21 protein-coding genes are annotated in these 19,773 nt (G+C 63.7%); 10 read left to right on the top strand and 11 right to left on the bottom strand.

The genetic code is table 11. The features are described from left to right. Window positions 1-14: 14 nt before the first annotated feature. Window positions 15-956: a transporter substrate-binding domain-containing protein gene (locus LDN85_RS01880; protein ID WP_223944427.1), complete on the bottom strand. Its 942-nt coding sequence runs from the start codon at window positions 954-956 to the stop codon at window positions 15-17. Then, window positions 956-2,251: an alpha-hydroxy acid oxidase gene (locus LDN85_RS01875; RefSeq protein ID WP_026542149.1), complete on the bottom strand. Its 1,296-nt coding sequence runs from the start codon at window positions 2,249-2,251 to the stop codon at window positions 956-958. The genes LDN85_RS01880 and LDN85_RS01875 overlap by 1 nt, the downstream gene beginning before the upstream one ends. A gap of 126 nt (window positions 2,252-2,377) precedes the next feature. On the opposite strand from LDN85_RS01875, the gene LDN85_RS01870 reads away from it, so the two are divergent. Next, window positions 2,378-4,063: a helix-turn-helix domain-containing protein gene (locus LDN85_RS01870; RefSeq protein WP_091552611.1), complete on the top strand. Its 1,686-nt coding sequence runs from the start codon at window positions 2,378-2,380 to the stop codon at window positions 4,061-4,063. Window positions 4,064-4,097: 34 nt separating this feature from the next. Here the strand turns inward: LDN85_RS01870 and LDN85_RS01865 are convergent, their stop codons facing one another. The 4 genes from LDN85_RS01865 to LDN85_RS01850 form a co-directional block, all read right to left on the bottom strand. Continuing rightward, entirely contained in the window at window positions 4,098-6,452 is a 2,355-nt protein-coding gene (locus LDN85_RS01865; RefSeq protein ID WP_223944426.1) for a glycosyl hydrolase family 65 protein, read from the bottom strand. A 30-nt stretch (window positions 6,453-6,482) separates the two neighbouring features. Further along, on the bottom strand, window positions 6,483-7,208 hold the full coding sequence (locus LDN85_RS01860; protein ID WP_223944425.1) for an HAD-IA family hydrolase: 726 nt from the start codon (window positions 7,206-7,208) through the stop codon (window positions 6,483-6,485). Between the two features lie 14 nt (window positions 7,209-7,222). Then, a complete protein-coding gene (locus tag LDN85_RS01855) occupies window positions 7,223-8,242 on the bottom strand; it encodes a LacI family DNA-binding transcriptional regulator (RefSeq protein WP_223944424.1) in 1,020 nt (339 codons plus the stop codon). A gap of 227 nt (window positions 8,243-8,469) precedes the next feature. Continuing rightward, window positions 8,470-9,087 (bottom strand): phospholipase, encoded by a 618-nt coding sequence (locus tag LDN85_RS01850; protein WP_026547397.1) that lies wholly within the window; start codon window positions 9,085-9,087, stop codon window positions 8,470-8,472. A 26-nt stretch (window positions 9,088-9,113) separates the two neighbouring features. On the opposite strand from LDN85_RS01850, the gene LDN85_RS01845 reads away from it, so the two are divergent. Together LDN85_RS01845 and LDN85_RS01840 are read left to right on the top strand one after the other, a co-directional pair. Beyond that, the gene (locus tag LDN85_RS01845) at window positions 9,114-9,602 is read left to right on the top strand and encodes a helix-turn-helix transcriptional regulator (protein ID WP_223944423.1); all 489 of its coding nucleotides are present in this window, start codon (window positions 9,114-9,116) and stop codon (window positions 9,600-9,602) included. Between the two features lie 10 nt (window positions 9,603-9,612). Beyond that, complete coding sequence (locus LDN85_RS01840) at window positions 9,613-10,014, top strand: VOC family protein (protein WP_011773069.1); 402 nt, start codon at window positions 9,613-9,615, stop codon at window positions 10,012-10,014. Window positions 10,015-10,290: 276 nt separating this feature from the next. Here the strand turns inward: LDN85_RS01840 and LDN85_RS01835 are convergent, their stop codons facing one another. The 3 genes from LDN85_RS01835 to LDN85_RS01825 form a co-directional block, all read right to left on the bottom strand. Next, entirely contained in the window at window positions 10,291-11,475 is a 1,185-nt protein-coding gene (locus LDN85_RS01835; protein ID WP_026547396.1) for a glutamate--cysteine ligase, read from the bottom strand. 38 nt (window positions 11,476-11,513) lie between these two features. Beyond that, window positions 11,514-11,969 carry a hypothetical protein gene (locus tag LDN85_RS01830; protein ID WP_026541779.1) on the bottom strand — a complete coding sequence of 152 codons (456 nt, stop codon included), beginning with the start codon at window positions 11,967-11,969 and terminating at the stop codon, window positions 11,514-11,516. 218 nt (window positions 11,970-12,187) lie between these two features. Further along, entirely contained in the window at window positions 12,188-12,961 is a 774-nt protein-coding gene (locus LDN85_RS01825) for a GAF and ANTAR domain-containing protein (RefSeq protein ID WP_026541778.1), read from the bottom strand. 179 nt (window positions 12,962-13,140) lie between these two features. Between LDN85_RS01825 and LDN85_RS01820 the strand changes: the two genes are divergently transcribed. The 7 genes from LDN85_RS01820 (at window position 13,141) to LDN85_RS01790 (ending at window position 18,473) form a co-directional block, all read left to right on the top strand. Beyond that, window positions 13,141-13,572: a hypothetical protein gene (locus tag LDN85_RS01820; RefSeq protein WP_223944422.1), complete on the top strand. Its 432-nt coding sequence runs from the start codon at window positions 13,141-13,143 to the stop codon at window positions 13,570-13,572. Between the two features lie 47 nt (window positions 13,573-13,619). Continuing rightward, window positions 13,620-13,823 carry a hypothetical protein gene (locus tag LDN85_RS01815; RefSeq protein WP_155854619.1) on the top strand — a complete coding sequence of 68 codons (204 nt, stop codon included), beginning with the start codon at window positions 13,620-13,622 and terminating at the stop codon, window positions 13,821-13,823. A gap of 2 nt (window positions 13,824-13,825) precedes the next feature. After that, window positions 13,826-14,038, top strand: a complete 213-nt coding sequence (locus tag LDN85_RS01810) for a hypothetical protein (protein WP_223944421.1) — start codon at window positions 13,826-13,828, stop codon at window positions 14,036-14,038. A 264-nt stretch (window positions 14,039-14,302) separates the two neighbouring features. After that, window positions 14,303-15,094, top strand: a complete 792-nt coding sequence (locus LDN85_RS01805) for a DeoR/GlpR family DNA-binding transcription regulator (protein WP_091552603.1) — start codon at window positions 14,303-14,305, stop codon at window positions 15,092-15,094. After that, entirely contained in the window at window positions 15,091-16,083 is a 993-nt protein-coding gene (locus LDN85_RS01800; protein WP_026541775.1) for a 1-phosphofructokinase family hexose kinase, read from the top strand. The genes LDN85_RS01805 and LDN85_RS01800 overlap by 4 nt, the downstream gene beginning before the upstream one ends. Next, complete coding sequence (locus LDN85_RS01795; protein ID WP_026541774.1) at window positions 16,080-18,110, top strand: fructose-specific PTS transporter subunit EIIC; 2,031 nt, start codon at window positions 16,080-16,082, stop codon at window positions 18,108-18,110. Before LDN85_RS01800 ends, LDN85_RS01795 begins: the two co-directional genes overlap by 4 nt. A gap of 84 nt (window positions 18,111-18,194) precedes the next feature. Further along, window positions 18,195-18,473 carry an HPr family phosphocarrier protein gene (locus tag LDN85_RS01790; protein ID WP_024819123.1) on the top strand — a complete coding sequence of 93 codons (279 nt, stop codon included), beginning with the start codon at window positions 18,195-18,197 and terminating at the stop codon, window positions 18,471-18,473. 143 nt (window positions 18,474-18,616) lie between these two features. Here the strand turns inward: LDN85_RS01790 and LDN85_RS01785 are convergent, their stop codons facing one another. Beyond that, window positions 18,617-19,204 (bottom strand): TetR family transcriptional regulator C-terminal domain-containing protein, encoded by a 588-nt coding sequence (locus LDN85_RS01785; protein WP_223944420.1) that lies wholly within the window; start codon window positions 19,202-19,204, stop codon window positions 18,617-18,619. A gap of 6 nt (window positions 19,205-19,210) precedes the next feature. Beyond that, window positions 19,211-19,768, bottom strand: a complete 558-nt coding sequence (locus LDN85_RS01780) for a hypothetical protein (RefSeq protein WP_026547391.1) — start codon at window positions 19,766-19,768, stop codon at window positions 19,211-19,213. Between the last annotated feature and the right edge of the window lie 5 nt (window positions 19,769-19,773).

The raw sequence follows: 19,773 nt of genomic DNA, 5'->3' as shown, positions 1-19,773 counted from the left end.
GGGTTCGAATTCAACTACTGCGCGACGTTGACGCGGGCTTCGGTGATGGCGCTGGTTTCAAGCCCGTACTTCCCGAGGACCTTGATGTATGAGTCGCTCTTGATCACGGCATCCAGTGCGGCGGAGACGGATTTCACCAGGCCGGATTCCTTCGGCACGCCCACCCCCACGGGAGCGAACTCATAGGTGTGGGCAATCTCGATCTGCGGATTTTGGGTGGCGGCAAAGTTCAGGATGGGCGAGTCGGCCAGCACAGTGTCCAGTCGTCCGCTGCCCAGCGCAGAAATCGCCTGCCGGGTGTCCTGGAATTCACTCTTCTGGATGGCGTCTTTGCCGGCGGCAGCACAGGCAGCGTCGTAGTCGGGAACGTTGACGGTCAGCTGGTAGGAGCCGGTCAACAGGCCAACCTTCATGCCGCAAAGCGCGTTCTGGTCCTTAATGCCTGCGGGATTGCCCTTGGGTACGGCGATCGCGCTGCCGATCTGCATGTAGTCGACAAAATCCAGGACTTCCATGCGTTTCTCCGTGGGGGTCATGGAGGACACGGTCATGTCATAACGGTTTGCCGCCAGGCCGGGAATGATGGAGTCGAAGTTGGCCACCTGGATCTCCACCTTGACACCCAATGCCTGGCCAATGAGGCGGGCCACGTCCGGGTTGGTCCCGGTCATTTCCTGTGTGCCTTCACGGTAGAACTGGGTTGGCTGCTCGTTGGTGGGGATGGCCACGCGCAGCACTTTGGATGTCTTGATGGATTCCGGAAGGAGCTCGACGGCGGCCTGGTTCACTTCCAGCGCGGGCACGCCTGTGCCTGCTGCTGCGGTTCCGCCGGAAGAATCCGACGCCGGTGCGTTGCCGGCGGGGTTGCAAGCCGTCACTGCCAGCAGGATCGCTGCTGTCACAACGACTGCGGGTAAGGCACGTTTGGTGCAGCGGGGTGCGGAGACATTCGTCATCAGGGAGTCCTCAGGTGTGCAAGGCCCATGGGGTCGGCCTTGGGGGTTGGTTGGGTGCGGGTGAACGCTTCATTGCGGTGCCGGATCAGGTCCCGGCCTTCGGTACGCAGTTCTTCAACGGTGGATACTCCCAGGAGCATCATGGTGCGGGTGATTTCGGATCGGAACATTTTCAGGACGTGGGCCACGCCGGCTTCCCCGGCGGCCGCAAGCCCGTAAAGATAGGGGCGCCCGATGGAACAGGCATCAGCACCCAGCGCCAGGGCCTTGACCACGTCCGAACCCCGGCGGATGCCGCCGTCGACGATGATTTCCAGCTGCCCGGCAGCCCTGTCCACGATGTCCGGAAGGACATCCAGCGCAGTGGCCATGTGGTCCAGTTGCCGTCCGCCGTGGTTGCTGACCTGGATGGCGTCGATGCCCAGCGCAACAGCCAGCGCGACGTCGTTCGGATTGACCACGCCTTTGAGGATGATCGGCCCGTTCCAGCGTTCGCGCAGATCCTGGATGTCGTCCCAGTCCGTGGGTTCGTAGGAACCGGCCAGCAGCGTGCGCCACATGTCCGGGGAGCTGGCCAAAGGACCCTCCGGGATGTCGGCATCGAGGTTGGGGAAAGCTATGGCGTCGTTGGCCAGGAACCCCAGCGCCCAGGCAGGGTGCAGCATTCCTTCCACCACGGTTTTCGGTTTGATGGACGGAGGTGCGGTAAACCCGTTGCGGTAGTCCCGCTCCCTGTGGCCGATGGCCCGGCAGTCAACGTTGACCAGCAGGGCTTCGTAGCCGGCCGCGGACACGCGGTCCAGGACGGCCTGCAGCAGCGCTTTGTCCGGCGTGGGCTCCAGGTTGAACCACCGGCGGAGGCCCGGCGCAGCGGCACTGACATTTTCCATGGTGGTGGTGCTGAGGTGGGCCAAGCCGTAGGGAATGCCATCGGCGAGCGCGGCCCGGGCCGCCGCGGACTCACCCTGGGGGTGGAACAAGCGCGTCCCGCCTGTAGGCGAGAGGGTCACCGGCATGGAGACGGGTCCACCCAAGAGCGTTGAGCTGAGGTCCAGGTTGTCCACGGATCCCCACTTGGGAAGGAAGGACCACTCATCGAACGAGGACCGGTTGCGCCGGAGCGAAACCTCGTCCTCGCCCCCTCCTTCGATGTAGTCGAAGATGCTTTTGGGAAGGCGCTTGGCTGCCAGCTTCCGCATGTCCTCCACGCTGTAGCATTTCCGGGCCAGGCGCTCCCCGGTGGAGCGGGCCGGTCCCTGCACCGAGGCGAGTGCCTTGATGTCTTTGAATTTCATGGGAGTCCTCTGGGTTCATGCCGGGCTTACCGCCCAGCTCCTTTCCCAATAGTGACGTAGATCTCATGTCCTCTATATGTGAAATCCTCCACAAGATCACAAATAGCCCTGTGATAACGTCCAGCTATGGACGCAGCCCAGCAACCCGGGATCCAGCAGGCGGCAGTACGGCTCTCCGATTGCATCCAGCTGATGCAAGCGGACCTGGTCAATGCCAACCCCACCCCGGAAAACCTGGGCCATCCCGTATCGGACGTGCTGATGTACGACCCCCTGGACCACTGGTCCAGCGTGGATGACCGCATCATCCTTGCCGTCGGATGCACCTACGGCTCACCGGACTTCGATCAACTCCTCCACCGGGCAGCGAACAGCAACGCCGCGGCAGTGATCGTCAAAGCGCACGGCGCAAAGATGGAGCAGCTCCGCTCGGCCGCCCTGGACTATGGACTGTCCGTGCTGGTAGCACCGGATGACGCGGACTGGACACGGCTGGTGGCACTGGCCAGGGCATCCGTCATGGGTGCCGCAGCCGACTCAGTGGCCGGGGTCCGGCTGGGAGACCTCTACGCTTTCGCCAACGCCGCGGCGTCCATCACCAACGGCGCCGCCAGCATCGTGGATCCGCTGGGCCGCATCCTTGGCTACTCCACCCTGCCGGGCCAACCGATCGATGAGCTGCGGCGCATCACTACTCTCACCTTGGAAGAGACCACCCCTCCGGCGTTCGACCAGGACTTCAAGATCGTCTACGCCGCCCCGGGAGCGGTGCTGGTGCCGGCGCCCGAGGACGGCATGGCCCGCCTTGCGCTCGCCGTCCGGGCTGGAGGCGAGCTGCTGGGTTCCATCTGGATCATCGATCCCGGCGAGGAAAACCGGGCAGCTGCGCTTAACGCACTGGACCGGATGGCGCCGCTGGCCGGTTTGCACATGCTGCATGCCCGCTCCGCTTCGGACTTCGGGGAGCGACGCAACGCGGACCTGATCCGAACACTCATGGACGACACTCCGCACGCCGCGTTCGCCGCCGCCCAACTGGGACTGGACACTGCCAACGGGCTGGCCGTAGCAGCGTTTTCGATTGTCCGCCCGGAGACCGGAAGCCTGGAATCCGTCCGTGACATCCACCGGCTCCTGCATCTGGTGACCACGGTGTGCAATGTCCAGTTCGGCACCGGCCACAGCGCCTTGCTGGGTTCAGTGGTTTATGCGCTCCTGCCGGGCGGCAAGGGGAACTCGCCCCGGGCGGTGCATGGACGGATCATCCAGGAAATCCAGGCGTACTCGCACACCATCAGCTCCTACCCGGTCATCGCCACGGTAGGGGGCATCGCCGATGGCATTGAGGATCTTCCCCGATCCCGGTCCGAGGCAGTCCAGACGCTGAACCACCTGCTGAACCTGCACACCCGCAGCGGGAAGGGCCGGGGTGCCGGCAACTCGCGCAGTGGGAACGCACGGGTGTCCGGGAATCCGCCGGGGGTTGCCCTCTATGAGGACTTCCAGATCCCGTTGAACCTGATCAAAGTGGGGGCGTTCATCGAGGAGAACGGGCTGGACGGCACGGATGAGATCGCCAGGATCCAGGCACGGGATGCCGAGCAGCAAACAGACTACCTGGACACCCTCCGCGCCTATCTGGCGAGCAACGGCAACATCTCGGCCATGGCCGCACAACTCCATGTCCACAACAACACGGTCCGGTACCGCGTGACCCGCCTGGCCGAGGACTTCAACCTGGACCTGGCGGATCCGCAGAAACGGCTCTGGCTGTGGCTGCGCCTGACCACCATGGACCTGGCCTCGAAGTGAGCCCGGTTCACAGTTATCCCACGCAGGCCGTGCCTTAGCGGATGATGGGAAGTCCCGCCGTCGGGAAGAGGCTGGGGAAGATCGACGGCGGTGGCACCGGTACCGTTTCGAGCGGAACAGTAACGGTGTCGGCGCCCACGGTGACCACGTGTTCCCGCACCTCAATGCGCAGGGGTTCGTCACTGTAGCCGGGTCCGGAGACGAGCGTGAGCCCGATTGAACCCTGTGCCAGGTCCACGGCCAGCAGCCGTCCCTGGACCTTCAGCCGGAACGACAGCCCTTCCCATTCCACGGGAAGGCGCGGATCGAAGCGCAGCACCTCGCCCTGGTCCCGCATGCCGGCGAAACCACAGACCAAGGAGCTCCAGATCCCTCCGGTGGAGGCGATGTGGACGCCGTCGATCGTGTTGCCGTGCGAGTTGTCCAAGTCGATGAACAGTGCGTCGGTGAAGTGCTGGAGCGCGACGTCGCCGTAGCCCACCTCGGCGGCCATGATGCCCTGGACGCAGGCGGACAAGGTGGAGTCGCCTGTAGTGATGGGATCGTAGAAGTCGAAAGCGCGCTGCTTTTCCTCGGCTGAGAAGTCCTGCCACTGAAGGAACATCGCCAGTACGGTGTCGGCCTGCTTGAGGACCTGGTGCCGGTAGATGACCAGCGGGTGGAAGTTCAGCAACAACGGGTACTTGGACTTGGGGGTGTTCCAGTCCCACGGCTCCAGTGTCATGAAGTCGTTGTCCTGGCTGTGGAGCTGCAGGTGCGGATCGTAGGGCAGGGACATCCGCTCCGCGGCCTGGCGCCACACCAAACGCTCGGTGTCGGCAATGCCCTCGTGTTCCAACGCAGCGGCGGCGCGGAGGTTGAAGCGCGCCATCACGTTGGTGTACAGGTTGTCATTGACCACGGCCGTGTACTCATCCGGGCCGGTGACGCCGTGGATGTGGAACATGCCGTCCTTGCCGAAGAAGCCCAGCGATGCCCACATGCGGGCTGTCTCGATCAGCAGGTCCGCCCCCAGTTCGTCGCGGAAGGTGGCGTCGGCGCTGGCCCATTCGTAGCGGTTGGCCGCAAAGGCAATCGCCGCGGCAATGTGGAACTGGGCAGTTCCGGCCGCGTAGTAGGCGCTGGCTTCAAGGCCGTTGATGGTCCGCCAGGGGAACAGAGCACCGTCCACGCTGAGTTCCTTGGCCCGTACCCGCGCATCGGGCAGCATGGCGTGCCGCGATTCCAGGACTTTCCGGGCACCACAGGGGTTGGTGTACGTCAGGTAGGGCAGGAGGTAGATCTCCTGGTCCCAGAAGTAGTGGCCCTCGTAGCCGGAGCCGCTCACGCCCTTCGCCGGGATGCCCGCCACCCCCGCACGCGCGGTGGCCTGTGCCAGCTGGAAGAGTCCCCAGCGGACCGCCTGCTGCATTTCGGGCTGGCCACCGACCAGGATGTCGGCCGTGGTCCAGTACTCGTCGTAATGCGCCTTGCTCTGGGCCAGGATGTCCGCGAACGGCACCAGGTTCGCTTCGGCGTCGGCTGCCAGGCTTTCGCCCCGGTCTTCGGCGTCCGAGGAGCCGGCCACCACGTAACTGACCGTTTTCTCCAAGCGGAACGTCTCGCCGTCGTGGATTGCCAGAACGTAGCGGACGGATGAGTCGTCCTCGCCCACCAGGGTCTCGAACGGCTGGCCTTCGGCCGAGATCCAATGGTCCACGGCCATGGCGACGCGCTGGCGCGATTCGGAGGTCTCCCAGGCGAGGCGCAAGGAGCCGTCGGCACCTTGAAGGTGCAGGGGCAGCAGCACACGCCCGGCGTGCCGGCCCGAACGTCGGGGGTCGTGGGCCGAGTGGTCCTCCACAGGCTGGTCCTGACGGTTCACGATGCCGGAGGTGATGTCCGCGGACACCACCCGGTCAGCCGTCAGAGACAATTCCAGGCCCAGGCATCCGCGCGAATCGAACCCGACTGCGCGTCGCTCCACCGTGGTGACGGTAGCGCCCGAGCGGCAGGCCCACGTGATGGATTCTTCATAGATGCCTGTGGAAAAGTCGACGCTGCGGTGGTAGTCAACCACGGCAGACTCCGCCAGGCTCAGGGCTTCGCCATCAATGGAAACCGTGAAGTTGTTGGCATCGGGAACATACACAATCCGCTGTCCGGTCCGGGCAAAACCGTAGGCATTCTCGGCGTGCTTGATATCCCAGATCTCGTGGAAACCGTTGATGAACGTACCGGGAAGTTCGGAATCGCCCGCTGTTGAATGCGAGCCGCGGATGCCAAGGTGGCCGTTGCCAAGCGCGAACAGCGTTTCCAGCGTCCCCTCGTCACCGGGGACGTGGATATTCTCCACGAGTTTCCAGGGCTCGCAGGGGAAGCGCAGCCGATCGGTGCTGATGAGTGCCATGGGCGGTTGCAGTCCTTCGAAAAAGTAGGGTCAGAGAAGATCGTTGAGGTCGTCGACCACCAGCGTGGCGCCGGCGTCGAGCAGTGTCTGGCGGCCCGCCCCGCGGTCCACACCGATCACGGCGTAAAAATTGGCGCCTGCGCCGGCTTGGACGCCGGACACCGCGTCCTCCACCACAATGCATTCCTCCACAGGCACGCCCAGCAGCCCCGCGCCATAGACGTACGTGGCCGGGTCCGGCTTACCGGGAAGTCCGACGGCGGCAGCCACCTGGCCGTCCACCACCACCTCGAAGTGGTGGTCAAGGCCGGCGGCCTTCAAGACAGCCGGCGCGTTCCGGGAGGACGAAACCACCGCCACCTTCAATCCAAGCTCCACTGCGGCGTTGATGAACTTGACCGACCCCTCGTAGGGTTCAACACCGCGGGAGTTGACGATCTCGTTGAAGATGGCGTTCTTGCGGTTGCCCAGGCCCTGCACGGTCTGGTTCGCGGGGTCGTCGTGGACCGGGCCTTCGGGCAAGGTGATGCCACGGGATGCCAGGAAATCACGCACGCCATCGAACCGTGGCTTGCCGTCGATGTGGTCGAAGTAGTCACTCTCCCGATACCCCTGCGGGTGACCGGCTTTGGCCAGATAGTCATCGAAAAGCTTCTGCCACGCATGCTCGTGCACCACGGCAGTGGGCGTCAGCACGCCGTCGAGGTCGAACAACAGTGCTGAAGCGCCTGTCCAGGCATTACGAAGATCAGTCATGTGCAGTAATCCGTTCAGCGCTTGTGGCGCGTGGTTTTGCGTTCGATGAGCTTGGTATCGAGCAGATGGTTGGAGGGCTGGTGGGGGGTTTCGGTATTCAGGAGTCGTTCGCACAGCAGGTTCGCTGCGAAGGCGCCTTGGTCTGCCACGGGCTGCGCCACGGTGCTCAAACCAAGGAACCCACTCATGGGGTGGTTGTCCATTCCGATCACTGACACGTTCTTGGGCACGGATAAACCGTATTCGCGGAGCGCCTTCAACGCACCGAACGCGGCTTCGTCGCAATGTGCGAACACCGCCGTGGGGCTCGCGCCGCGGGCGATGAGTTCCGTCATTGCCCGCCGGCCGTCATCGATGCTTGGCCCCGCACACACCACAAGGTCCGGGTGGACGGTGAGGTGGTGTTCATCCAGTGCACGCTTGAAGCCACGGAACCGCGGAGTCTCCGTCGCAACCGGGTGTTCATTGCTCGAGAGAACGGCCAAGTCCCAATGGCCCAGCCCCAGCAGGTGTTGGGTTGCCTGCCAGGCTGCGTGTTCGTCATCGATAGCTACATTGTCCCACGGAACATTTTCCATGCCCACGCTGGCTATCGCCAGTCCGCAGGCCTCCAACGCGGCCACCTCGCCGGGCACCAGGTCCATGGTGAGCAGGAGGAGCCCGTCCACTCTCTGCGCGAGGTTTCCCAGGTCTGCGAAGAACTGCCGCCGCACGCTGTCCTGGTTACGCAGGCTGATCAGTACGGTGTCATAGCCGCTGTCGCCAAGGACTTCCTCAGCTGCCTCCACGGCCTGCGCGAAGAACCAGGAGGTGGCAGTGGGTGCCACGATGGCCACTGAACCCGTCCTGCCGCCCTCCGGCCTGGACGCTGCAGCCAAAGCCTTGTAGCCCAGCTTGGCGGCAGCACCGGCTACCTGTTCTTGTTCCCGTTCGGAAACGTTCGGGAGGTGCCTGAGGGCCCGGGATACCGTGCAAATGGACAACCCGGAGAGGACGGCCACGTCCTGGATTGTCGCCCTGTGAGTGCTAACCATGCAACACGGCCTCAGCCCTTTCCACGCTCGCCTAACGCCTTCGCGTGCGACCCGTACCGGGTCACCAGCCAAAAGTGTAAGCGCTTACAATTTTGTCATTCAATAGAGTGCGGTCGAATGCGAAATTGTGACGCGAATCTCACCAAGAGATTGATTCGGGAGCCCGGATGCCGTCTAATCCGGAGATCAAACCCAGAACTTCAACCCGGAACTTCATCCCAAGAACATCAACCCAGGACGTAGAACTTCAGGAACGCACTGACGTCCACCAGCTCCGGTGGTTCGATCCTGTGGCCCATCCCCGGATAAGTCCGTGCCGTCAACGCGACGTTGGCTTCCAGCCATTCCGCAGTGTGGGCGATCGCGTCCTCGTTGATCACGGGGTCGCCCTTATCCCGTCCCCAGAAGAACGGGGGCGGGCTGTCAAAGGACTCGCTCAGGGCAAGGAGGTCGTTCTCCAGCACAAAGCCGGACAGGCCCACCGTGGCCTTGAAGGCCTGGGGCCGCAACCGCAGGAGCGTACTGGCCATGGCCATACCCTGCGAATACCCCAGCAGGCTCACGCTGCTGTGATTGTCCTTGACCGAGTTGATCCAGTTGAACACCGTGTTGGTGGACGCAATCACATCAGCAAAGTCGTTGGTCAGGAAGTAGTCCAACAGGAACCAGCCGTAGTCATCGCCGATCACTTTCGGACCGCGAAGTGCAGCGCACGTGAACTCGCCGGGAAGATGCGGAAAGAGGTCCACCATGCGTTGCTCGCTGGTTCCATAACCGTGCATCATCACCAGCAACGGAGTGCCCGCGCGCTGGCTTTCGGGCTTTGACCACACCACTGAATCCATGGGCATGAGCCTAGTAGACTGGCGCCATGACTCCGCAGGAACTGGCCAACCTGGCTCATCTGCGGCGCGCCCGCGACTTCATTGACCGCGAGTATGCGCGTCCTCTGGATGTGCCCACCATGGCCGCCGGAGCACTCATGTCCCCCGCGCATTTCTCCCGCCAGTTCAAGGCCGCCTACGGCGAATCCCCCTACAACTACCTCATGACCCGGCGGATCGAACGGGCCATGGCCCTGCTCCGGGCAGGCACCAGCGTCACGGACGCCTGCATGGAAGTCGGCTGTACGTCGCTGGGCTCCTTCAGCACGCGATTCACGGAAATCGTTGGCATCAACCCCAGCGAATACCGCTCGCGCGAACACCATGCAGTCAAGGCCATGCCTTCCTGTATCGCCAAACAGCACACGCGGCCCGAACGAAATGGGGGCAAGACTTCTGCTCCGGCTTCGGCGCCGGTTTCGGCTCCTGATGGACTGAGCAGGATTGAAGAAGCGCCCGCGCCACAGCTGCAATAGCGTGTGATTCATGAACATTTCATTGAAGTATGCACATGTCACCGTCAACGATGTGGATGAGTCGCTCGCCTTCTACCGCGACGCCCTGGGTTTCGACGTAAGGAACGACGTCGGCTCGGACGGCCAGCGCTGGGTCACCATCGGCAGCGACGCCCAGCCGGATCTTGAACTGGTGCTTTCCCCGCCGCACGCCGGCCGTTCACAGGCCGACGGCGATGCCATCCAGGAACTCCTGACCAAGGGTGTTATGCCCATGCTGGTGTTCACCACGGATGACCTGGATGCTACGTTCGAGAAGCTCCGCGCGTCAGGAGCCGAAGTTCTCCAGGAACCCATCGATCAGCCCTGGGGACCGCGCGACTGCGCCTTCCGCGACCCATCCGGCAATATGATCCGTATCAACCAGGGCTGACGGGCTTAACGCCAGGGTTCTGCTCCGGCTGTACGCAGCCGGTTGCCGGGCTCAACCCTCGTCTTCCACTGCGGCATTACGACGGCGGCCGGTTGCCGCCGCACCCGAGGCGACCGCCGCCGTCGTACTGTCTGCCGGTTACCGCCGCACCCGGGGCGACCCGCCGCCGTCGTGCCGTCTGCCTGGTGTCCGTTCGTCTTCCGTACTGTCTGCCCGCTGCCGCCGCACCCGCCGTACTTGTTCACCCGCCGGACTTCTTCGCCTGCAGTACTTTCCCTAGTGACTCAGCACCCCGGCGTCGGACCGTTCGCCGTCCTGGTGCGTGGAGGCAATGGCGGCGGATACGACGTCGGACAACCGGCGACGCTGGCTGTACGCCTGGCGTTGCAGCCGTTCGCCGGTGCCCCGGCGGAGAATGTTCGCCACGCCTGCCCTGGCGAGGGCAAGATCACCGGTGGCTGTGAGCGCCGGGCGAACGTGTCGGAGCAGGGCGCCGGCAACATCGGCAGCGGGATAGGGGCGCTGTTCCAACGGGTGCAGCAACTGGTGGTTGGTGCCGAAGCGGCTGGCTTTCCAATTCGCCATCCGGATGACCGGCGTCAGCGTGCTTGACGCCGGTTTTCCCTGCCGCCACTCGGCCGCCGAGGTCTCCACCAAGGCCCGGGCAATCACGGCGATGGTGAGGGCGTCCTCGGCATAGAGGCACACGTCCGCTATGCGCAGTTCGACAGTGGGATGCCCTTTGGAGAGCCGGGCATCGAAGTAGATCATGCCCTCATCCAACGGAACTCCAGTCCCCAGCAGCTCCGAGAGCATGGCTTGATACCCCTCCGCGGAACCGAAAACATCCATGGGACCCGCAGTGGGCCATCTGTTCCAAATCTGCGTGCGATAACTGGAAAAGCCTGTGTCGGCCCCCATCCAGAAGGGAGAATTGGCGCTCAAGGCCAGGAGCACGGGCAGCCAGTGCCGCATCCGGTCCAGGACGGCTACTCCTTCGTCCGGGGATTCGATGGACACGTGGACATGGAAACCGCAGGTGAGCTGCTCACGGGAAATCAGCCCGAATTCAGTCCCCATGGCCGCGTACCGCTGGTTCCCCATGGTGGGTGTGGCGTGGAAAACGGGTGGTGTGGCCAAGGCCGCCACTCGCGCCCCCACGGCCCGGGCAGCTTTGTCGGACAATGCGCGTCCGGCACGGATCTCGGCCCTGAGTTCGGCGGCAGTTCGGCAGGGCCGCGAGTTGACTTCCACCTGCTCCTGCTTGAACTCCGACTTCAGCGTCGCTTTTCCGGCACCGCTTCCATGGGCACCGCCTCCGTCTGCACCGGCGCTGTCCCCGTCCTGCGCCTCATCAAAGTGCGGGGCAGCAACGTCCAGGAGGTCTGCGGCCAGCGCCAACGGCATTCCGTCCGCGGGATCTGCGATCAACAGTTCCTCTTCGACACCAAACGTACGCATGGCCACCCCTCCCGCTGTTGGTTATTCAGAGACGGCGATCATCCAATGTGGCGTGGAACCTCCATTTGGAAACCGCAACGGCAATGCAGCACCTGCGTCTGCAAGTAGACCTCCAGGAGGCTGGGACTTTCCGGATCATCGGTGGTCCGGGGCGCCTCAATCACCCGTTCAGTGGGGCGTCCCAAGGTCATGGGATCGCCGCAGTGGGTGCAGCTGAACCAAAGTCCTGCTGCGGAAGTGGAAAGAAATTCCCGTTGGATCTCAGGCACCAAGGCCACCAGCGGCACAGCGTGGGCATAGAACGTATCGCACTCGCTGCAGGTGTAGCTGACTTCTACTACCTCGGACCGATTCGGTTGGGCCTCAACCACCGTTTCAACAAAAATGTACGAATCAGTGCCGCATACTGTGCACCAGGGCCGCGCTCCGGTTTCACCGGTTGCGGGATCCGTCCCTCTGGCAGGTTTTGGGACGGGCAGGGATCCAAGCGTCATTGCCGTTCTCCTTTTACTTCTCCAAGGAGCCAGCATGCCTGCACGTCAGTGCCGGCCGAAAGCGGCCGCGGCTAAAAGGTGCAGTTCTTGGACCATCCGTGATGGCACCAGGTGACATGAGGCTCCAAGGGCTATCTGCTTAACCCACCTAAAATGTAGATCACCAGTGGTGCGCGTCACAAGTCACGGTCTGGCCACAGGCCGGCCGGTCCTCCGGATCAGGGCTCGAAATGGGCCACGGGAGCCTGCTTGGCCACACTGGTGACCAGGGACTCTGCGACCTCACGCAGCTTCTGGTTCCGGGTGCTGGAGGCCTTCTTGAGGATCTCGAACGCTTCCTCCTGGGTACAGCGGTTCTGCCCCATGATGATGCCGCATGCCAGGTCAATGACGGTCCGGGACTGCATGGCATCCTGGAGGTCGTCGGCGTGCTGCTGCTTTACCCCGATGCGCACGGCCAACCTCAGCGAGCGCTCCGCCTGGCTTGCGTACAGTTCACAGTTTTGGATGGTGGCGTCATCAAAGACACCGGCCTGGGGAGCAAAGAAGTTCAGCGCAGCAGTTGCGCCTTCATCCAGTTCCAGCGGCACGCAGAGTGCAGACAGGTGCCCGCGTTCCGCGATCACCGTGCAGTACTCCTTCCACCGTTCCTCGATGGAGGTGTCAGGAACATGCACGGTGGAATGGCTTCTCATTGCCTCCAGGCACGGTCCGTCCCCGTAGGCCTGCTGGACTTCGTCGATCAGCTTGGCTTCCTGGGTGCTTCCGGCCACCGTTGCGGTGCGTCGACGGCGGCTGACGGTGATCCCGCAATGGACTGGCACGCCAACAGCCCTGGACACGGCTGCCGCCGAGAAGACTGCGAGATCGCCAAGGAACCCGCCCACGTCTTCGCTGTCAATCACCAGGTCCTGCAGCTGCTCCGGCACCGAAATTTCGTCTGGCGCCGACGCAGCATCAGGCAGCGCTAATTCAACGTTCATTTCGTCCATGCCTTAGTTTACGGTCGTACTGCTTCAGCTTGTCACCCCTTTTTGGATGCCTACAAAATCCTTGCATATGCGGTGCACCTATGTGCACAATCTAGCTAACAGTCCCCATCACAGGACCCAGGCTTTCCAGCTCATGCAGACGGGCGTCCCGCATTTTTTCGATGCAGAGGTACAGACCCATGCCGGCCCAGCCAGCGTCCAGAGTTCCAGACGAAGCCCACCAACCGCCTGATGAGCCGTTGTGGTGCCAGCGCTGCAACACCGACAAAGACCTGCTGGTGAACTCCATCCAATCGCACTACCCACCTGCGCCCAACATGGTCGAAGTGACCTACGAGTGCAATGCCTGCAGGTACGCCTATCAGCAGGTGGCATCGGTCCAGCGCGTGGCGCTGATCCTGAACCGTCCGGGCGTGAACCAGGGCGTATTGCAGTTTGGCGGGCAGTATCTGCACTGCGGCGAGCCCATGAAAACCAAGAGTTGTGAGCTTCGCAGGATCCAGGCCCCCTTGGTCCTCAAGCCCGGCGGCCAACTGCGGATATACGAAGTACTGATCAACACACGCATCCTCGGATGCCACTGCGGATTCCGCATGGAGATCCCGGAATGAGGATCAGCGGCCGCAACACCGTATCTGGAGCTACCGGGAGGGATAGCATGCACACGGAATCACAGAGGAAAGAATCTTCATCCACGGCCTCACAGCTCAGGCCGGCCAACAGGCGCAAGCTTCCCGATCCGCCGGATCCGGACAACCTGCCCATCGACTACCGGAGTTCCGGCTGGGATTCCAGCCGCTACCCGTCCTCTGTCCCGGAGAGCCTGAGGCCGCAGCATTCGTCGCGTCGAAGGAGCGCCTGACCATGAGCGAATTTCCTCCGGACCCGTCCCACCCTGGCCCCTCCCGCGGTCCGGGCACGGATCCAACCCGCGAGCCAGGACCTACCCCCGAGCCCGTTCCCTTGCCAGAGCCAGGGCCGCCGCCCGTTCCGGACCCCACGCCTGAACCCCCGACGCCGGGACCTGCGGTTCCGTCGCAGCCCGGCCAGGGCGAGCCACTGACTCCCTTGACCTAGGGGGCACACCACAGACCGGATCCCGGCAAATCCCCCAGTCAGGATCCGAACAAGGGCATGCTGCGCTACAGGGAGCACGGCATGCCCTTTGTGTGCCCGGAAGTTGCTGCGACCCAAGCGGTGAGCCCTTCAATCTTTGTTTATGTTGGTTTCTCTTGACTTGCCAACACAAACAAAGATAGAGTCAAGCAATTCCACATCGTTGTGACAGCAGTCACGGAAGTGGCCGTCTTGAATGTCCGGCTTGACCGCAATGGAGGGTAAGTGTTCGCCGAAGAACGCCAGCAACTGATCTCCGCACTCGTCGCAGAGCGCGGACGGGTGAGCGTCACTGACCTTGCCGACCGTTTCAGCATCACCACTGAGACAGTCCGCCGGGATCTCGCAGCCCTTGAAGTTTCCGGGAACCTGCGCCGCGTCCACGGAGGCGCCGTACCCTCGGACCGCCTCAGCACCCGCGAGGAAAGCATTCTTGAACGCGCCGTACAGCGCCAGATCGAGAAACTCCGCATTGCCAACGCAGCCCTTGGGCTCATTCCGGAACTCACCACGGGCAGCATCCTGCTCGATGCCGGCTCCACCACCGAAACGCTGGCGGACCTGCTGGCCCAGCGGACACCACCGGCCAACGGAAACGATGAACTTGTGGTCATCACGCACGCCATTCCCATTGCCGGCAAGCTCTCCTCCACCCCGGGGATAGCACTCCAGATCCTTGGTGGGCGTGTCCGCGGACTGACGCAGGCCGCCGTCGGGCAGTCCACAGTGGAGGCCGCCTACAAACTTCGCCCGGACATCGCTTTTGTGGGAGCCAATGGCATCCACGCAACCTTCGGTCTCAGCACCCCCGATCCTGAGGAAGCCGCGGTCAAGGCCGCCTTCGTCACCTCAGCCCGTCGCGTGGTGGCCTTGGCCGACTCTTCCAAGCTGGACTCCGAAACACTGGTCCAGTTCGCAACGTTGAAGGATGTTGACACCTTGATTACAGACAGCCAACCCTCCCCCGAGCTCGCCGCGGCGTTGGCCGATGCCGGCGTCGACGTGGTGATCGCATGATTGTCACCTTGACCGCCAACCCCAGCCTTGACCGCACGGTGGAACTCCCCGGCGCCCTGGCCCGCGGTGAAGTGCAGCGTGCGGTGGCCGTCCACCAGGAATCCGGTGGGAAGGGCGTCAACGTTTCGCGGGCGCTCGTGGCCTCCGGCCTCGACACCGTGGCAGTTCTTCCGGGCGCAGACTCGGACCCCGTCCTTTCCGGACTGCACGACGGCGGCGTGCCGTTCGCCGCGCTTCCCATCGGCCAGGCGCTGCGCAGCAACGTCACGCTCACCGAACCGGACGGTGTCACCACCAAGATCAACGAACCCGGCCCGGAACTGAGCGGTGAACAGCAGGAAGCCCTGATCGGGTTGCTGCTGGAGCGCTCCCGTGGCGCCAGCTGGGTAGTACTGGCAGGATCGCTCCCACCAGGAGTGCCTGCGGATTTCTACGCCACAATCGCGCGTCGGCTCCGGTCGAACGCGGACGGAACGGCAACGCCCGGCATCGCCATCGACTCCTCCGGGGCACCCCTTGCGGCCGCCTTGGTGGGCGACGCCGCGGGGAAACCGGACCTCCTCAAGCCGAACGCGGAAGAGCTCGCAGAGCTCGCTGCCGCCGCCGGCTTCACCAACGTCTCCACTGCTGACGAACTGGAAGCGGACCCGGCCAAAGCCGCTGAAGCCGCAGCCGCCGTCGTCGCCAGCGGTGTAGGTGCCGTTCTCGCAACACTCGGGTCCAAGGGAGCAATCCTGGTGACGGCGGACGGGGCGTGGCTCGCCACTCATCCACCCATCAAAGCCGTCAGCACGGTGGGCGCCGGGGACTCTTCACTTGCCGGCTACTTGCTGGCTGCAACCCAAGGCGGCTCTGCGCAGGACTGCCTTCGTCAAGCCGTGGCACATGGTGCCGCTGCTGCTTCGCTGCCAGGCTCCACTGTCCCGGCAGTCCACCAGACAACCCCAGACGCCGTAACCATCACGGCCCTCCAGAAGGACTCACAGTGACCCAGCTGATCACACCCCAATTGGTCACCCTCGACCAAAACCTGGGCGACTCCCCCGCCGACGTCATCCGCGTCCTGGCCGGCAAGGTTGCCGCCTCCGGCCGTGCTTCCGAGGTTGAAGGCCTCTTCGCCGACGCCTTCGCCCGCGAGCAGAAGACAGCCACCGGCGTCCCCGGCGGCATCGCGATCCCGCACTGCCGTTCCGCAGCGGTCCAGGAACCGGCCCTTGCCATGGCCCGCTTGTCCCACAAGGTGGACTTCGGCGCCAAGGACGGCCCGGCAGACCTGATTTTCTTCATCGCAGCCCCGGACGGTGCCGACCAGGAACACCTGAAGCTGCTCTCCAAGCTGGCCCGGTCCCTGATCAAGAAGGACTTCACCGCAGCACTGCGTGCGGCGGCCACTGAGCAGGACATTGTTGACCTCGTGGACGGCGCACTGGCCGATAAGCCGGCTGCCGCACCCGCACATGCTGCCGCACCTGCCGCGGTTTCCGGCTCTGGCGCCGGCACGACGGCGGCTTCCGCACCCAAGCGCATTGTGGCCGTGACAGCCTGCCCCACCGGCATTGCGCACACGTACATGGCTGCCGACTCACTGGTGGCTGCTGCCAAGGAAATGGGCGTCGACCTCCAAGTGGAGACCCAGGGGTCATCCGGTGCCAAGCCGCTGGACCCGGCCGTGATTGCAGCAGCTGACGCCGTAATTTTCGCCGTCGACGTTGATGTTCGTGGCAAGGAGCGCTTCGCCGGCAAGCCGGTCATCAATGCTCCCGTCAAGCGCGGCATCGACGAACCCACCAAGATGGTCGAGGAAGCACTCGCTGCCGCCAACGATCCCCGGGCACGCCGCGTTCCCCATGCCGGCGCTGAAGACCAGGCTGAGCGCGCCGAGGAGGAGAAGGGCGAGCACATCGGCCAGAAGCTGAAGCGCGCCCTCCTGACCGGCGTGAGCTACATGATTCCGTTCGTGGCCGGCGGTGGCCTGCTGATTGCGCTTGGCTTCCTGCTCGGCGGCTACGACATCACCGGAGTCGCAGACAAGGTGGTTCTCGAGAACAACTTCGGCAACCTGCCCGAGGGTGGACTCACCATCTACCTCGGCGCGGTCTTGTTCAAAATTGGTGCCCTCTCCATGGGCTTCCTTGTCCCGGCGCTGGCCGGCTACATCGCCTACGCCATCGCCGACCGGCCCGGCATCGCCCCCGGCTTCGTTGCAGGCGCCGTTTCAGGGTTCATGGGTGCAGGGTTCCTTGGTGGCATTGTGGGCGGCCTCCTGGCCGGCTACATCGCGCACCTGATCGGAACCTGGCAGGTGCCGCGCTGGCTCCGTGGCCTGATGCCCGTGGTTATCATCCCGCTGCTTGCTTCAATCGTTGCCTCCGGCTTGATGTTCCTGGTCCTCGGCGGCCCCATCGCCGGCCTCACAGTAGCCTTGAACACTTGGTTGACCGGCATGAGCGGCGCCTCCGCCGTTGTTCTCGGCATCATTCTTGGCCTCATGATGTGTTTCGACCTCGGCGGCCCGGTCAACAAGGTTGCCTACGCGTTCGCAGTTGCCGGCCTGAGTGCCGGCAGTTCAGACAACCAGGCTCCGTGGATGATCATGGGCACGGTCATGGCTGCCGGCATGGTTCCCCCGCTTGCCATGGCATTGGCTACCGCCCTGGACAAGAGAGTCTTCACCCTCAACGAGCGTGAGAACGGCAAGGCAGCCTGGCTGCTGGGAGCCTCCTTCATCTCCGAAGGTGCCATTCCTTTCGCAGCAGCAGACCCGCTGCGCGTCATCCCGGCCAGCATGCTGGGCGGCGCCCTCACCGGAGCCCTTTGCATGGCTACCGGCGTAACTTCCCAAGCACCGCACGGGGGCCTGTTTGTCTTCTTCGCCATCGGCAACCTGCTGATGTTCATTGTCTCGATCGTCGCAGGCATGGTGGTCAGCGCCCTGGCCGTCATCGCCCTCAAGCGCTGGGCCGTCAAGAAGCCGGTGGAAGCAGCGGAACCCGCACCGGCCACAGCAAGCGTCTAGCGTCACCCCGTCCGGGCCTCCACGGTCTAGACTTCCCACAAAGCCACCACCGACAACCGCCACCCTTCACAAAAAGGAGCACCAATGCCAGAACGTACAGCCACCATCGCAAGCCGCGTCGGCCTGCACGCCCGCCCGGCAGCCATCTTCGCTGAGGCAGCCGGAGACCTGGATATCGACGTCACCATCGCACGCCAGGGTGAACCCGCCGATGACGCTATGGACGCTGCCAGCATCCTGTCACTCATGAGCCTGGGCGCCTCCCACGGAGACGTCGTGGTGCTGCGCGCCGAGGGTGAAGGTGCGGACGCCGCACTGGACAGCCTGGTCAAGATCCTGGAAACGGACCACGACGCCGAGTAGCGATTACTTAATCTTCAGTGCCAAAGAAAGAGCCTGGCGACTTCCTGATGTGGGAGTCGCCAGGCTCTTTCTTTGTGGTGTGGGTAAGTCGCGGTGTCGCCGTCATCCGCAGTACGCCGTCGTCTGCTGTCACTGCGGCGGGCTTACGGGTTGGCGAGTGAGTCGAGATGGCGCGCGAGCACACCGGGCATGTGGCTTGAAGCCGGCAACTCCCCGCTCCACAGTCCTTGCATGGCGATTCCATCAAGGAGTGCCCGCAGCCGCTGCGCTTCGTAGCCGGGATCGCGCCCGTTGTGGAACAGGCCCGCCTCGATCAGGATCTGCACAGCGGCGTGGCACGCTCGATCGACTGCTTCGCTCAGCCTGGTCGCCGCAGGACGGAGCTGGCTGTCGGTGAGGGAAAGAATGCCGAGTTGGACCTGCGCCACCAGTTCCAAGCGCCGCTCTTTGTCGAGGGGGAGCAGTTGCAACAGCAGCCCATCAACGAGTTCGCGGCCGGTCAGCCCGAGCGAGGAGATCCTGGCGGTGACCCGATCCTCGATGAGTTGCAGGCAGTACTCCCGAAGGGCGTGCTGCGTAGCAAATGACCGCCGCAACGAGGCAGCAGCAATGCCTGCTTCCGCTGCCACCCCGCGGACTGACAAGCCCACGAGCCCATGACGTTCGAGGACCCGTAAAGACGCCTCCGCTATCTCAGCGGTGCGTGCTTCGGCGTCGATTCTGCGCGGCATGGTGTTTCAGTGCGAAGAGGCAGCAGAGGACAAGGACCGGGCGGCCTTCTTGGGCCAGATTGTGTAACTCACAGCCCAGAGGAAGTCGATGGCAAAGATGATCCCCAGGATGCGAAAGAACCCGGCGAGGGCTGCGGTTCGCTCTGCGTCATTGACCAGAAGGATGATCGCGCCCAGGGTTGCGCCGGCGATGACTACCGCCAACGCAGTTAGAAGCACATCCCGCCAGCATTTGACCGTGTAGCGGGAGCCTGTGACGCGTTCCGGTGCGGGGCCGCCCGCAAACCGGTGGTGGAAGTGCCCATCGGCCCATGCCACCATGCGCTTGCCGTACGCGATGGAGACGCCGATGTAGATCGCCGCCAGCCCGTGCTGCCATGAGGCCGTTCCCCCGCCGAGCAGATCAACTGCCACCAAGGCGAGCAGGACGGCGTCGATCACCGGAGCAAGGATCAGCAGGGCTCCACCGAGTCGGGGCCTCCTGAGCAGGTACCGCGCTGCGAGTCCGGCGATAATCGCCACCCAAAACGCAACTTCGCACACCACGATTGCGACCAGAATCATTCACT

Origin of the sequence: Arthrobacter sp. StoSoilB20 (assembly GCF_019977295.1) — a bacterium.
Taxonomy (GTDB): domain Bacteria; phylum Actinomycetota; class Actinomycetes; order Actinomycetales; family Micrococcaceae; genus Arthrobacter; species Arthrobacter nicotinovorans_A.
The sequence above is the reverse complement of the archived record's forward strand: the minus strand, read 5'-3'. Positions and strand labels throughout refer to the sequence as shown.